The sequence below is a fragment of the Inquilinus sp. KBS0705 genome (genome assembly GCA_005938025.2).
Taxonomy (GTDB): domain Bacteria; phylum Bacteroidota; class Bacteroidia; order Sphingobacteriales; family Sphingobacteriaceae; genus Mucilaginibacter.
On sequence record VCCI02000003.1, the window covers coordinates 123253 to 137842 of the forward strand.

Annotated in this window: 8 protein-coding genes; 3 read left to right on the forward strand and 5 right to left on the reverse strand. The window is 41.3% G+C overall.

The genetic code is table 11. The features are described 5' to 3' along the window. The first annotated feature begins 178 nt into the window (after nt 1-178). The 3 genes from FFF34_014815 to FFF34_014825 all read left to right on the forward strand — a co-directional run bounded on the left by FFF34_014815 (nt 179) and on the right by FFF34_014825 (nt 6946). On the forward strand, nt 179-3415 hold the full coding sequence (locus tag FFF34_014815; GenBank protein ID TSD63838.1) for a TonB-dependent receptor: 3237 nt from the start codon (nt 179-181) through the stop codon (nt 3413-3415). 4 nt (nt 3416-3419) lie between these two features. Beyond that, nucleotides 3420-5072, forward strand: coding sequence for a RagB/SusD family nutrient uptake outer membrane protein (locus FFF34_014820; GenBank protein ID TSD63839.1), 1653 nt, complete (start codon nt 3420-3422; stop codon nt 5070-5072). Between the two features lie 131 nt (nt 5073-5203). Beyond that, complete coding sequence (locus tag FFF34_014825) at nt 5204-6946, forward strand: alpha-L-fucosidase (protein ID TSD63840.1); 1743 nt, start codon at nt 5204-5206, stop codon at nt 6944-6946. A 119-nt stretch (nt 6947-7065) separates the two neighbouring features. Here FFF34_014825 and FFF34_014830 read toward each other — a convergent pair whose 3' ends face one another. From FFF34_014830 to FFF34_014850, 5 genes are read right to left on the reverse strand one after another with little or no spacing between them, the layout of a single operon-like run. Next, nucleotides 7066-7926: an SMP-30/gluconolactonase/LRE family protein gene (locus FFF34_014830; protein ID TSD63841.1), complete on the reverse strand. Its 861-nt coding sequence runs from the start codon at nt 7924-7926 to the stop codon at nt 7066-7068. 13 nt (nt 7927-7939) lie between these two features. Further along, nucleotides 7940-9559, reverse strand: a complete 1620-nt coding sequence (locus tag FFF34_014835; protein ID TSD63842.1) for an aldehyde dehydrogenase (NADP(+)) — start codon at nt 9557-9559, stop codon at nt 7940-7942. Between the two features lie 54 nt (nt 9560-9613). Next, nucleotides 9614-11917, reverse strand: coding sequence for a family 20 glycosylhydrolase (locus FFF34_014840; protein TSD63843.1), 2304 nt, complete (start codon nt 11915-11917; stop codon nt 9614-9616). 51 nt (nt 11918-11968) lie between these two features. Further along, nucleotides 11969-13141, reverse strand: coding sequence for a D-galactonate dehydratase (locus FFF34_014845; GenBank protein TSD63844.1), 1173 nt, complete (start codon nt 13139-13141; stop codon nt 11969-11971). Nucleotides 13142-13175: 34 nt separating this feature from the next. Then, nucleotides 13176-14567 carry a sugar porter family MFS transporter gene (locus FFF34_014850; protein TSD63845.1) on the reverse strand — a complete coding sequence of 464 codons (1392 nt, stop codon included), beginning with the start codon at nt 14565-14567 and terminating at the stop codon, nt 13176-13178. Nucleotides 14568-14590: the final 23 nt, after the last annotated feature.

Genomic DNA, 14590 nt, shown 5'->3' on the forward strand with positions numbered 1-14590 from the left:
TCTCACCTTTAGAAAACCAAAGCACAACCTTTTTTTAATTATCTGAGTCTGAGAATTAAGCTTCGTTTTTATATTTTATATGAAAGCGAAATAAATTACGAAGTGATATACCAGGATTGAAGATGCTTAGGGTTTTACCAAATTATGTAACTAATTAAACTAACCTAAATAATTAAATATGAACAATTCTTCGACTTCAAAAAAAAGCACTAGAAATCATAGCAGGGGGGAGCGATCATCCTTCATGCTACTGGTTTTATTCTGCTTGTTTTTGGGTTTTTACCCTGGCAAGGTAAGCGCCCAAACCAATTCAAAAAATGTTTCGGGCCGTGTGACCGATTCAAAAGGCCAGCCCCTTGCAGGTGTCTCCGTTTCTTTAAAATCTACTGTTAATGGTACAGTAACTGATGTTAAAGGTAATTTCAGCCTGAGTGTTCCGACCGGGTCCGCTACATTGGTTTTCACCTATGTAGGATTTGCTACACTGGAAGAGCAAGTTAGCGGACGTGATCGTATCAACGTAACCTTATCCGAAAATAACTCACAGTTAAATGAGGTGGTTGTCGTAGGCTATGGAACGAAGCAAAAGGCATCGGTTACGGGTGCAATTTCTCAGGTTGATAACAAAGTCTTTGAAAGCAGGCCATTGACAAATACTTTAAATGCCTTACAGGGTGCTTTGCCAGGTTTAACGGTGGTAAGGGGTAGCGGGAAACCGGGCAGGGAAGCTTACGATTTTCAGGTCAGAGGGTTTTCTTCGGTTAATGGAAACAAGCCTCTGGTACTGATAGACGGTGTGGCGAGCAGCAATTTTACGTCATTAAATGGTGAATCCAACGACCTTGGTGGTTTAAATCCTAACGACATCGCCAGTGTGACGGTATTAAAAGATGCTTCCGCGGCAATTTATGGCGCGCGGGCCGCTGACGGGGTAGTACTGATTACGACAAAGAAAGGGCTGAAAGGCAAACCGGTAATTAATTATACAGGCAACTTCGGTATAAAACAGGCCGATTACCTAAAAAAAATGACTACGACACTGCAGTTAGCAGAAATGGAAAATGAAGCCCTCACCAATGTTGGATTGACCGGGATCTCTGACGACGTGTTTGCTAAAATTAGGGCGAACGCAGAGCCTGATCCTAACGGTGGATGGCTTCCTTACCTGCAGAGTTATCCTGGCTTTTATCAAACAAATGACTGGAACAAAATCCTATATGGCACCGCGACACAGCAAAACCATAACCTTAGTATATCAGGGGGAGGGGAAAACAATAATTATCTGTTCTCTGCCGGCTATGCCAGAGACAATGGGATATTCAAATATGGGAAGGACAATTCGAACCGTTATAATTTGCGAATGAACTATGATTTTAAAATTTCTGACAGAATTCATATTGAAACGCGGAATAGCTATGAAAATGTGATCACTAATGACCCCAGCCAGCTGGACGGCACGCCAAGTAGCGTTGCAAGAAACGTAAGATGGCGATGGAACTTTCTTCCGATCTTTAATCCTCAGGGACAATATTATACCTACCAGGGCTATGATAATCCGATACAAGAGTTATTAGAAGGTGGTGAACGGACAAGCAATCTGAACAAATTTTCATTCAATGCGAAAGCTGATATCAAGATCATTGACGGTTTGACACTTACAGGACAAGCCGGGGTAAACAATTCCAATTACAATGACAATGCCTATTATACAACCTTTAACAGATATAATTATGCGGGCGATGTGGAAAGCATTTTTAATCCGCTGAACTCAGCTTATTATACCAACAATAAAAATCTTTACCAGTCTTATTCAGGCTATCTGCAATATGACAAGGCATTGGGCAAAGATCATAAGATAGGGTTACTGGTAGGAACGTCATTTGAAAAAAACAGGGATTATGGCACTACGGTTAACGGATCAAATTTTACTGGCAATGAATTATTTACCCTAAACCTTGCTGATCAGACTAATGCTGCTTATACACATTTAAATGGCTTCGATACGGATTGGGCGCTTGCTTCGTATTTTAGCCGTTTAAGTTACTCATTCAGAAATAAGTTCTTTTTAGACGCCACAACCCGTATTGACGGAAGTTCAAAATTTTCCAGTGATAAACGCTGGAGTGCTGTATTCCCAGCCATTTCAGCAGCGTACAATTTATCGGAGGAAAACTTCATCAAAAAATTAGGGGTCATTGACAACTTCAAATTTAGGGCGTCGTGGGGAAAAACCGGTAACCAGGATATAAGCACATTTGGGAACTATGACTATATTCCTTTAGTTAACATTGGCGGACAATACCCGCTCGGATCGCCTAATGCAGGTGCTCAGGGCGCGATATCCAGCATTTCGTCGCCAAATCGTACCTGGGAAACTATTGAAACCACGAATTTAGGTTTGGATCTAGGGTTTTTGAGGAATCGCTTAACAGCCAGTATCGATATTTATCGAAAAGAAAACAAGAATATGTTAGTGAATGCACAGGTTCCTGCTACATTAGGCGGTACGCCGCCGAGCCAGAACCTCGGACATTTGGTTACGAAGGGGTTTGATTTATCATTAGGCTGGCGTGATCAGATCGGAAACTTTAAATATAGCATCACCGCTATTGTAAGTGACAGCAAAAATAAACTTGTTGAGCTAAAAGGTAATGATGTTTTATCACAAGGCTTAAATTATGCTCACCAGGGTGCTTCACTTTACAGCTATTATGGTTACGAGGCTACCGGAATTATTCAGAACGCTCAGCAGCTTGAAAATTATAAAAAACTGGGCAATGTGCCTGCTAATCTCGGTGTTGGTGATATGATGTTCAAAGATATCGATGGTGACGGTTCGTTAACTCCATATGGCGACCCGGTAAAAAAATCAAAAGGTGATCTTGTTAACCTTGGAAGTTTGTTGCCCCGGTATACCTATTCTTCGAATATCAATTTGGCCTTCAAGAATTTTGATCTTTCTGTTCTCATACAGGGTGTAGGAAAGCAAGTTGTCATTCGAAACGGAGACTTCAGCATTCCATTAAGCCATGTTTGGTTCCAGCCTCTTCAATATTTTTATGGTAAGGAATGGACGCCCCAAAATACGAATGCAAAATATCCCAGGTTAATCGGTGGTGGAGTTGGTTTCGACAATTTGGTAAATTATAACTGGCAAACATCTTCTTTACTCGTGAATAACCTTGCCTACCTGCGCTTTAAGGTAATTACGCTTGGTTACAATTTACCGGAGTCTTTAACGAAAAAGCTAAAAATTGCCGGTGCGCGAATTTATATAAGCGGGGAAAATCTATTTACAATTTCCAAAGGAACATGGGATAATTCATTTGATCCGGAAGAAGGTTATTCACGTCAGGATGATCGGACATATCCTTTCACTTCTGTAAAATCAATTGGATTAAACATTAAATTTTAACATAATGAAAAATATTTTAAAACTACTTATAGCAACGGTTTTAATAACCAGTTGTAAAAAGGGATTGGAACTTATTCCCAAAGACACGATATCTGACGCAACCTTTTATAAGACAGCTGCTGATTTCAAGCTGGGTGCAAATAACCTGTACAATTCTCTTCCGGGGTTTGACTTCAATGACACACAATCAGATTTGGCCTTTAACACCGTGAATGATGTAAGCGACGGCAATTATTTACCTACGGCAGATAACCCTGACTGGACAAGCGCTTATGTATACATACGTGCAGCGAACAATTTAATCGCAAAAGGTAAGAGTTCGACTGATGCCGGTATAAATAATTATATAGCAGAAGCAAAATTCTTCAGGGCATTTAATTACTGGCAATTGTTTAAATTATACGGTGGCGTACCCCTGATTGATCAGTCACTGGATGTAAGCGACGAGAAACTATACACTCCCCGTTCATCACGCCAGGAAACAGCAGACTTTATTATTAAAGACCTTACAGAGGCTGCGGCCAACCTTCCGCTGAAAAGCGCATTGGGTGGTGCGGACGCCGGGAGAATAGCAAAAGGAACTGCTGATGCACTGCGTGCACGTGTTGCCTTGTTCGAGGGTACTTGGGAAAAGTATCACAATTTACCCGATATGTCGAAATACCTGAACATTGCAATAGAAGCGGCTAACAGTGTGATAAATTCCAATGAATATGAACTTTATAAAGGTAAAGGGGCTGACAGCTACCGCTACTTATTTATCGAAGCAGGAGATGACTCTAAGGAAAGCATTCTTGACAGGCGGTATGAAATAAACGTAGCGGGTCAATCGTACCCTTATCTGATCGACAGAATTTGTTACCTGCCTACTAAAAAACTAGCTGACATGTACCTGTGCAAAGATGGTCTGCCAATTAACAATTCGCCGCTGTTTCAAGGATACAATACAATAAAGTCTGAATTTGAAAATAGAGACCCTCGCATGACTATGACGATGATTGTTCCCGGTACCGCGACACTCAGACCATTCCATCCCACAGTCCCGGTTGTCAACTATCCCACCAATCCGCAAAGAAACGGGAACACCGGTTATATCACTTATAAATACCTGTCTGAAGACAGCTATGGAAACAATGTCGGTGAAACCAACAACAGCCACGGTTTTGATGATCACCTGATACGCTACGCAGAGGTATTGCTCATCAAAGCAGAGGCCTTGTTCGAAAAAAATAATGCTATCTCCGACGGCGATTTGAACACAACGATAAATGTTATACGTAACCGTGTAGGGATGCCACCGATCAGTAATGCATTTGTGAGCGGTAACAGTTTGGATATGCGATCGGAAATCCGCCGTGAGCGTTCGATCGAATTAGCCTTGGAAGGATTCAGATACGATGATTTAAGAAGATGGAAGACAGCGGAAACAGAATTGCCTAAAGAGATAAAAGGTATTAAGATAAAAGGATCAGAGTGGCAAAGCATCGCTCCGTACAACGGGGCAGATTATCAGTCAAGGACGGATGCGAATGGCTTTCTTATTGCACAACCGGCAGCTGATAGGACTTTTGATCCTAATAAACATTATTTACAGCCATTACCAACGAGGGAGATTGCGTTGTATAATGGTCAGTTACAACAGAACCCGGGTTGGTAATTGGTTAATAGTTGGTTAATTTGGGAGTAAGGCTGTAGTGCCAGGCTACAGCCTTTTTAATATTTAATAACATTATTGGTTTGGTTTATAAAACCGCGCCATTTCTTTTAATATTTTAATTTTTCCTTTGTATGAGATTTGGAATTCTTTCCTGCCTGCTGATTTTAGCTTCGTTCATTTGTTCTGCCCAGCCAAATAATGATAACCGATTGCCTTTACCCTCCCAAACACAGCTGGAATGGCAAAACGGTGAATTAACAATGTTTGTACACTTTGGTCCTGCCACCTGGCAGGACAAGGAATATGACGACCTTTCTACTCCGTTAAAAAGAATTAACCCAGTTAAATTGAATACCGACCAGTGGGCTCAGGTAGCTAAATCATATGGGGCGAAAATCATCATATTCGTCGCAAAACATACAGGTGGGTTTTGTTGGTGGCAGACCAATACATCGAATTATTCGGTAAAGGAAGCCGGGTGGCGCGATGGCAGGGGTGATGTAATGAAAGACCTGGAAGCATCCTGCGAAAAGTACGGGTTAAAATTGGGTGTTTATCTGAGTCCGGAAGACAGATATCTAAATATTGGAATGGGAGGCAAAGCACGGAACCCGGCTGAACAATCAAAATATGAAAAAATCTACAGAGAACAGTTAACAGAGCTGTTAACCAGATATGGCTCGATCAAAGAAGTGTGGGTGGATGGAAGCCTGGTTTTTAATGTTGGTGACCTTATAAAGAAATTTGCGCCAAAAGCGGTCATTCTTCAAAGTTCGGCTGCCACTATAAGATGGGTAGGCAATGAATTGGGATATGCCCCTTATCCTGCATGGAATGCTGTCAAGGAAGCTGACGCAAAATCCGGCAATAGTACAGCCAGCAATAGTGACCCTGATGGTGATACATGGTTACCCATAGAAGTTGATGTCAGCCTCCGCAGGCCTAATTGGTTTTGGAAATCGTTTAATGAAAAGGCGATTCTTCCGTTAAATGAATTAATGAAATCGTATTACCTGTCAGTTGGCAGGGGAACAGTGTTTTTAATAAATACAAGCCCTGATACAACAGGTCTGATCCCGGCGCCAGATGTCGCCCGTTTGTCGGAATTTGGAAATGAGATTAAACACAGGTTTGGCAAACCGATAGCTGAAACATGTGGAAGAGGTAAACTAATATCACTGAAACTTCCGTCATTTACGAAGTTAGACCACGTCATAGTGTCAGAAGACATCGCGTTAGGCGAGCGTGTCAGGTCTTTTGTCGCCGAGGCGCATACTAAAAACGGAAAATGGGAAAATTTATTTACAGGATCATCAATAGGTCACAAACTGATCATTCAATTTCCCGAGATTACAGCTGATGTAATACGATTTAGGTTTACAGGATATAAAAAATTACCGGTGATCAAATCTTTATCCGTGTTTTATAATCAAGCCCCTAAAGTAGAAATTCCACTTATAAAGGATAACTGGAATGTTAAAAATGCGGGAGAGTGGCCGGTTACAACTGCAAAAAATGGGCTCATGGAATTTACCGTGGATGTGACCAAATATTGTAAGGACGCACAGCCTTATGAAATTGCCTTTGTTATGAAAAGCAGTAATACAAAACAAGCACAATTTGCATATGATTGGGCGCAAACAGGATTATGGACAGATAATCTGAATAAGGAGGATCGGCTAGCTGTTATCGGGTCACATCTGATTTTTGATGGTGTTGAAGCTGATCAATATTTAATTCACCAAGATAAATTTCCCGACCGCGTTCATTTTAATCTTACCGGCATCGCTCCGAAATTATTGGTGAATGTAAAATTGCGGATACCACAAAAATTTTCATCTGGTTCGGTACAGGCTTTTATCCTGAAAAAATAGTTGTCGCTTATCGCAGTGGTGAATGGCTTTCTGATTAAAATGAACACTGAAGCACAAAATAAAAGTGCTTCAGTGTTCATTTTTAAAGTTAGGATGTTGGCAAGCTCGGCCCCCGTAAACTAAATTAGGCCTGTAATACTTAACAAGCCCCCGGTAAATGGAAACCTTTTCATTAAATTACCATCGACACCTATTCTTGCAGAGGTTACAAAAAGAATATTCTCGTTTGCGCCTTCAAAGGCACACTTTGTAACATTCCAGGCAGGTAGAGGAATTTCCCTTATTATCAGGCCGTCATCGTTAAAACATCTTAAACGATTGCCACCGAATTCTCCAACCCAAAGATTTCCAATCTTGTCTGTTATTAAACCATCCGGAGACGAATTTAAACCTGCCCAATCTATCAGTAATCGTGTATCTGACACGTTACCGCCTTCATCAAGCACACTACGGTACACACCTTTGCGGATCATAGTATTGCCGGAAGTTTCGACCGTATAAAGGATTTTGTTATCGGGACTGATAGCAGGGCCATTAGCAACGACATATCCTTCCAGCACTACTTTACGCGTCATATCGGTATTATAATAATAATACTTTCCAAGATTATGGCGATTGTCCATATCCATCGTGCAAGCCCATACCCCTCCGTTTTTATCAAGACATCCGTCATTAAATCTTACAGAAACACCGTCCTGATCGATACAGTCGATCCTTTCAGCAATTATCTCGTTGTTTTCCAAAAGGGTTAACTTATGCAGGCCCGATTTGTAGCCAGCCAGCATTGATTCTTCCTTCGTAAAAATTACAAATCCTACAAACTCGCCGGTATTCCAAAAATTGAACGTTTTTGTATCGGGTTTCCAACTATAAATCTTTTTCCCTAATATATCCACCCAAAAGAGGGTTTGCATTTTGTAATTCCAAACAGGACCTTCACCTAAAGCAGACTTGGTATCCAGTAAAAAATCAATATTCATGATCCTTTTAAAATTAGGATATAATCTTAGCCTTGGTTAACTCGCCATTAACAAGCCTCAGGATATTTCCAGGGTTGTCATTTCTCAATTCCAAAGGAAGCAAATCGTCCGGAAAATTCTGAAAAGCTACCGGCCTGACAAAACGCAGTATAGCCGCAGAACCCACAGATGTAAATTTACTATCAGAGCTTGAAGGGAAAGGGCCGCCATGTTGCATGGCGTGACAAACCTCAACCCCTGTTGGATAGCCGCCAAAAACGATCCTGCCTGCTTTTTCCGTTACAGCGTCAATAATTGATCGCACGGATGTGTTGTTATCGGCTGCAGATGCATGAATGGTCGCAGTAAGCTGTCCATCCAACGAATCAATTACTTTCAGCAATTGGTTTATATCTTTATTTAAAACGACTAAGGTTGAAGGCCCAAATATTTCCGATTGCAATTGTTCACAAGTTAAAAAACTTTCTGCATCGACGCTGAATGCAATTGGCTTTGCTTGGTTATTGTTTTCATATTTTTCTAATGGTACGGTGCCTAACACTTTTACAGACTCAATTGAAGAAATCGAAGAAATGTTAGCTATGAAATTTTTAAAAATGCCTTTATTCAACATCGTGGCACCATTGGTTTTCCGCAACAAGCATTCGAACTCCAACAGAAATTTTTGTCCGGAAGCATCATCTATTAGCAAAACAAGTCCGGGATTAGTACAAAACTGCCCGGCGCCAAGTGATACAGACGCTATCAATTGTGTAGCTATATCTTTATAATCCTCTTTGAGCGCACCAGGCAATAAAACAACAGGATTTACAGAACTCATTTCGGCATAAACAGGAATTGGAGTTTTGCGTTCGGATGCCACCTTAATGAGAATATTTCCGGCATTGCGTGAACCTGTAAAACCAACAGCTTTGATAACTTGACTCGTAATCAGTTTTTGAGAATCTTCATTTGATAGATAAAGTGCTGAAAATACCCCTTCCGGCAGTCCGCACTTTATTGCTGCTTTTACAATTGCAAGCGAAACTAATGCATGGGTACCTGGGTGAGAGGGGTGTGCTTTGACAATAACCGGGCAACCGGCCGCTAATGCCGATGCAGTGTCCCCACCGGCCGTTGAAAACGCGAGAGGGAAGTTGCTTGCTCCAAACACTGCCACGGGACCAATCGGAACTAAAGTTCTCCGGATATCAGGCTTTGCGATAGGCGCACGATGCTTATCTTCAGTGTCTATCCTCACATCTTTCCAGGAAACCTCCATTAGCAAATTCGCAAAGAATCGAAGTTGCTGACATGTCCGGTGACGCTCAGAAATAATTCGTGATTCCGAAAGACCGGATTCTGCAATAGCTCGTTCAATTAATTCGGAGCCGGTAGTCATTATTTCTTCAGCGATACTAATTAAAAATGAAGACTTTTTTTCGCCGCTTAAATTCCGAAATGTATCAAATGCACCTCCGGCCAAAGATAACGCGTGTTCCATTTCTTCCGAGGTCGCGAAGTGGAACTTTCCAGGTAATTCGGAGTTGTCTGTAGGGTTTACAGCCCGAAAAAATGTTTCGCTATTTGCAGATCTTTCGTAACCGATAAAATTTGCCCCTTTTATGCTCTCGAGTATATGGTTTTGTTTCATGTTAGTTGTATTTGATTACTGCAGGCATGCGATAAAATTTTTGAACATTTATAGTTAGTTACTTAACCAACTGGGCGGAATTTCGGTGGGAGATGAGCCATTTATACTATACCTGAGTTTAAGTTTGTAACCCCCGCCACCTTCAATAAAATCGAGTGAGATCTTATGATGCCCTTTCCTTAAAGCAACCTGACCGCTCTGTTCCTTTTCGGAATGCAGTCCGTCGTTGTTGACGGTTTCACGGCCTGCAATTAGAAGTACCCCCCCGTCATCGCACGTCAAGTAAAAAGTATAAATTCCGTCAACAGGAACCTCGATATTTCCCTTATATTTTAATCCAAAAGAGGGAGCTGATACGGATGCAGGAATATCGACCCGGTCTGCTTTAAAGGAACTATCCGGGAACGTTTTTGGGATTTCGGCTGTTTTCTTAAAGTTTCCTTTATAATAGGCAACAGTAAGCCCTTGGTCTTTTGACGTGGGATCAATTGGATTAGCCAAGTCTTGCTGCTGATACTTAATATTATAAATATCACCAATTCGACCCTTGGGCGTAAAGGCTGCAACCTTTATTAATTGAGTATGATTTACAATGTAGGTTGTTAGCTCGGGCGAAGCATTTGTTGGTGTGGAACCATCAGTGGTAAATCTTACAGGAAATTTTTTTAATGGGCGATCAAAATTCAGCGTGTCGGTGGTGATAAACACCCGGTCGTTTAAAAGCCCCTGAATATCCGGAAGCCTGTAATGTATATTCATCAGGTCTAGCCTGTCATATTGGTTATTGAGCCGGCTGCGATAAGATAGATATCCATCAGGACTGTTTGTCCATAACCGCTCAGCCAACGCAGTCATTCTTGGCATATACATATATTCCGCCCTTTTCTCGCTGGGGATGTACTCTGTCCAGATGTTAGCCTGAGCGCCAATAATATAACCTGATTGTTCTTTATTCAAACCAGGGGGCACCGGATTGAAGTGATAAACATTATAAATTGAGCTGTTATCCGGAAGGTAATCAAAATATAATGGGTTACCTGGTGTCATAATTACCTTATTTCCGTTTTTGGCCGCTTTTACAGGAGCCTCCGGCACCCATGTACGCCAATACATCAATATAGCTGTAGGGCTGATTCCGCCCTCAATAATTTCATCCCATCCGATTATTTTTTTACCGTGCTGATTAAAAAAACGTTCCATGTGATTGATGAAATAATTTTGCAATGCAGGAAGACTCTTAATTTCCTCTTTTGACATGAGGATCTTGCAGCTTTCGCACTGCGCCCAACTGGCGCGGTCGACTTCATCACCGCCAATATGAATGTAAGACGAGGGAAATATGTCCATAACTTCTTTAAATACATTTTCTACAAATTCAATAGTTTTTTGATTGCAGGGGCAAATAGGCTGACTAAAATCCTTTCCCCATTTATTCGTGCTTCCATCGCAGCTGAGGAACGGGTATGCAGATATAGCAGCCATCATATGTCCGGGCATATCAATTTCCGGAATGATTTCTATGTGCTTAGCAGCTGCATATGCTACCAGCTCTTTTAATTGCTGTTGGGTGTAATAGCCTCCATAGAGCGTTTTCCCGTCTTTTTTGATAATGTGCTGGCTGTTTATTTCGAAGTCAGGATTTTCCTTTGCCCGGTCCATACAGATAGAATCCTGATTATTGAACCCTCTCCAGGCACCTTGCTCTGTAAGCTTTGGATATTTCTTTATTTCAATGCGCCAGCCCTGGTCATCGGTTAAATGCAAATGAAACTTATTCATTTTATAGAGGGCCATTACATCGATAAATTTCCGGAGGTATTCTATCGAAAAAAAGTGTCGCGATACATCCAAATGCATGCCGCGCCATGAGTAAGCAGGATAATCAATAATATCAAGGGCTGGCAAGGACAACTTCAACGGATGCTGTTTTCCCGTTTCAATCGACGCAGGCAGGAGTTGTCTCATCGTTTCTACCGCACTGAAAGCGCCGCTGGCACTTTTCGCCGAGATAAGTATCCGCCGGGCATTGATGCTCAATTTGTAACCTTCATTCTGTTTTACCGTAGCATCATATTTAAATATGATGCCCCCTGTATTTTGATTATGGGTTATTTTCAGTGTTTTGCCTAAAGCCGGCGTAAACAGTTTCTTAAGTTCATTGGCCTCATTAGAAAAAGTTTCACTTACCGGTATAACAATTGGCGTTTTAGAATCAACAATAAATTTTCCATTCCCTTTTACTAAACTCACAGGGTATGGGATAATTGGTAAAGTGGAATCTGGCTGCGCGAACAGGTTATTTAATGGTGCTAAAAAAATGAAAAGTGCACTGACAATTTTTAGTAATCGTTGTTCCATGTTTTTGATTTAAAAGGAATATTATTCCTTTTTAAGTAAAAGTTTTGTTTATTACCAGTGCACTATGGTTCCGTCATTTATCTGCGCGGCCTGTATGACACTTAGAGGCTCCTGTTTATAGGGATATTTAGCGGCAAGTTTCTCATTTATTTCTATTCCCAGACCTGGTCGCTCGGGAAGACTGACATATCCGTTATCAGTTGCAGGCTGTCCTTCCACCACATCATAGAACCAGGGTACTGCATCCATTTTTTCCTGAATAATAAAATTAGGGATTGCAAAATCGAAATGTATCGCTGCTACACCGGCGATAGGCCCCAAGGGATTGTGAGGGGCAATTCCTACTCCAGCCACGGCTGAAGCAGAAGCAATATGCAATGCATCAGTAAAGCCACCACAATGACACAGGTCAGGCTGGGCAACGTCAATTGCCCTCGCTGTAAGATAAGGTTCAAACTCCGAAAGTGATATCAACCTCTCGCCGGTGGCCAAAGGGCAATTAATTTTTTCCTTAATGTTTTTCAGGGCAATGACTTCACCAGGCTGAATAACTTCTTCCACAAAGAATGGTTGAAATGGCTCAAGAACTTTAATGAATTGCAATGCCGCACTGGCTGAACCCGGTCTTCCATGGAAATCAACCATAATGTCAACATCTTCTCCAACGGCCTCTCTCAATGTCTGCATCATTTTTTCAACATGCTTAATTTGTTTTATTGACGCCGTGTAGTTAACGTACGGGATAAAAACGACTTTAAGCGCGTCATATCCGCGTTCCATTACCTTCAATGATCTTTCAACGACGTCGCCCGTATCCAGGCTTGAATAAACGGCGCCTGCCTCGCCCAAGCCTAAATGGGTGTATAACCTTACCTTTTCCCTTGTTTTTCCGCCAAGCAATTGCCAAACCGGCACGTTAAGCCATTTACCCTTTATATCCCAAAGTGCTATTTCTATTCCGCTGATAGCAGTTTTACCGATTACGCCGAGTTTCCAGAAACTGTGCTTAAGCATGATTTCCAGTAAACGCGTGATATTTCTAGGGTCTTCGCCAATGAGTAGCGGTTTTAGATCTTCAATGGTACCTACCACCCCCCGGGTTTTCCATTCCAGGGTTGATTCCCCCCAGCCATATAAACCAGGTTCTGAGGTTTCCACTTTAACAAAGATCCAATTACGCATTTCTGCATTAACTACGTGGATTTTTATGTCTGTTATTTTCATAAGTATTTAGATCTAGCTAATCGTACTTAACCGTTTAGATTTCGTTTTCATCGTTACCAGGCTTGAAAAGCATTTTTTCTATTTGTTCTAATGTTTTACCCATCGTTTCAGGAACATAGAACCATATGAAGATAAATCCGCAGATATTGAATATACCGAATATTACAAAGTTCACTACCGCACTAACTTTTAATAAATAAGGTGAAATCAATACCACAATGAAACAGGAGAGCCACAAAACTGCTGACGCCATCGACAGGGCTTTGCCGCGGATATGGTTAGGGAATATTTCAGACAAAACCACCCATGTTACCGGAGCAAGTGTAAAAGCGTAAGTTCCTATAAAACCCATTACGAAAATCACTACAAGAGTGCCGTTAACCGTAGTAGAATTAAAAGATAATGCCAAACAAAAAAGGAAGAACGCCATTAAAAGGGTGCCTATCAGCAATAATTTTTTACGACCGATCCGATCAATTAGTAGGATGGCGAATACAGTGGAAACAAAAAAAACAATACTCACAAAAACAGCATTCAGTAAGCCGTCTTTAATGTCAAGATTTGCCTTTTGAAAAATAACCTGAAGGTAAGCAGTAATGTTGTTTGAGCCGCAGAATTGCTGCAAAATCGCCAATCCAAATCCTATTGCCAATACCGGCAACATTGATTTGCCAAACAGGTCAATATAACGGGCTTTTCTTTGCGGAGCTTCTGTATTTATATTTATGCCTTTTACTTCAATTGCGACATAAATGTCATCCCCTATTTTTCGTAAAACCTTTATAGCCTCTTTTTGAAGCCCCTTTTTCAAAAGCCATCTCGGGCTCTCAGGCACGAATATCAATAAGATCAAAAATATTGCGGAGGGAACAAGGGCAAACCCAAACATATATTTCCAGCTATCTGCATTTTGAGGGTCGCCAAAATAATAAGATATAAATGTAGCGAGCAGAATGCCAAATATGATCATCAATTGGTTAATTGACACTAATGTGCCCCGGATCTGCGCAGGTGATGTTTCTGCTATGTACATCGGAGAAAGGACCGAAGCTGCCCCGACCGCAACTCCCTGTAAAAATCTCCAAATTGCCAGTTCGGATGCGCTATTTGACATGACAATCCCGATGGTTGTTATGATAAAGAATATTGCTGTGGTGACCAGAGCTTTTTTCCTACCAAGCTTTTCGGTCATAAAGGATATAAAAAAAGCTCCGAACATGCATCCCAGCTCGAAAATAGCTACCACCCAGCCTAATTCAAAACCGTAAAGATAAAACTGCTTTTGTATGAAGGGAATGACACCAGTTATGATACCCAAATCAAAACCAAACAGAAGGCCACCCATTGCGGCAACCAAAGTAATAAAGGTGAGATAAACTGTATTATGTTGTCCTGTTTGTTCGACTGTATTGGCATTTTTGATCATTTTTTCAAGTCTTAGTGAAAATG

What these genes read in the sequence shown, in the direction of transcription:
- FFF34_014845 (TSD63844.1), bottom strand. Translation starts at nt 13,141, where the DNA reads ATGAAAATAACAGACATAAAAATCCACGTAGTTAATGCAGAAATGCGT.
- FFF34_014830 (TSD63841.1), bottom strand. Translation starts at nt 7,926, where the DNA reads ATGAATATTGATTTTTTACTGGATACCAAGTCTGCTTTAGGTGAAGGT.
- FFF34_014840 (TSD63843.1), bottom strand. Translation starts at nt 11,917, where the DNA reads ATGGAACAACGATTACTAAAAATTGTCAGTGCACTTTTCATTTTTTTA.
- FFF34_014835 (TSD63842.1), bottom strand. Translation starts at nt 9,559, where the DNA reads ATGAAACAAAACCATATACTCGAGAGCATAAAAGGGGCAAATTTTATC.
- FFF34_014825 (TSD63840.1), top strand. Translation starts at nt 5,204, where the DNA reads ATGAGATTTGGAATTCTTTCCTGCCTGCTGATTTTAGCTTCGTTCATT.
- FFF34_014850 (TSD63845.1), bottom strand. Translation starts at nt 14,567, where the DNA reads ATGATCAAAAATGCCAATACAGTCGAACAAACAGGACAACATAATACA.
- FFF34_014815 (TSD63838.1), top strand. Translation starts at nt 179, where the DNA reads ATGAACAATTCTTCGACTTCAAAAAAAAGCACTAGAAATCATAGCAGG.
- FFF34_014820 (TSD63839.1), top strand. Translation starts at nt 3,420, where the DNA reads ATGAAAAATATTTTAAAACTACTTATAGCAACGGTTTTAATAACCAGT.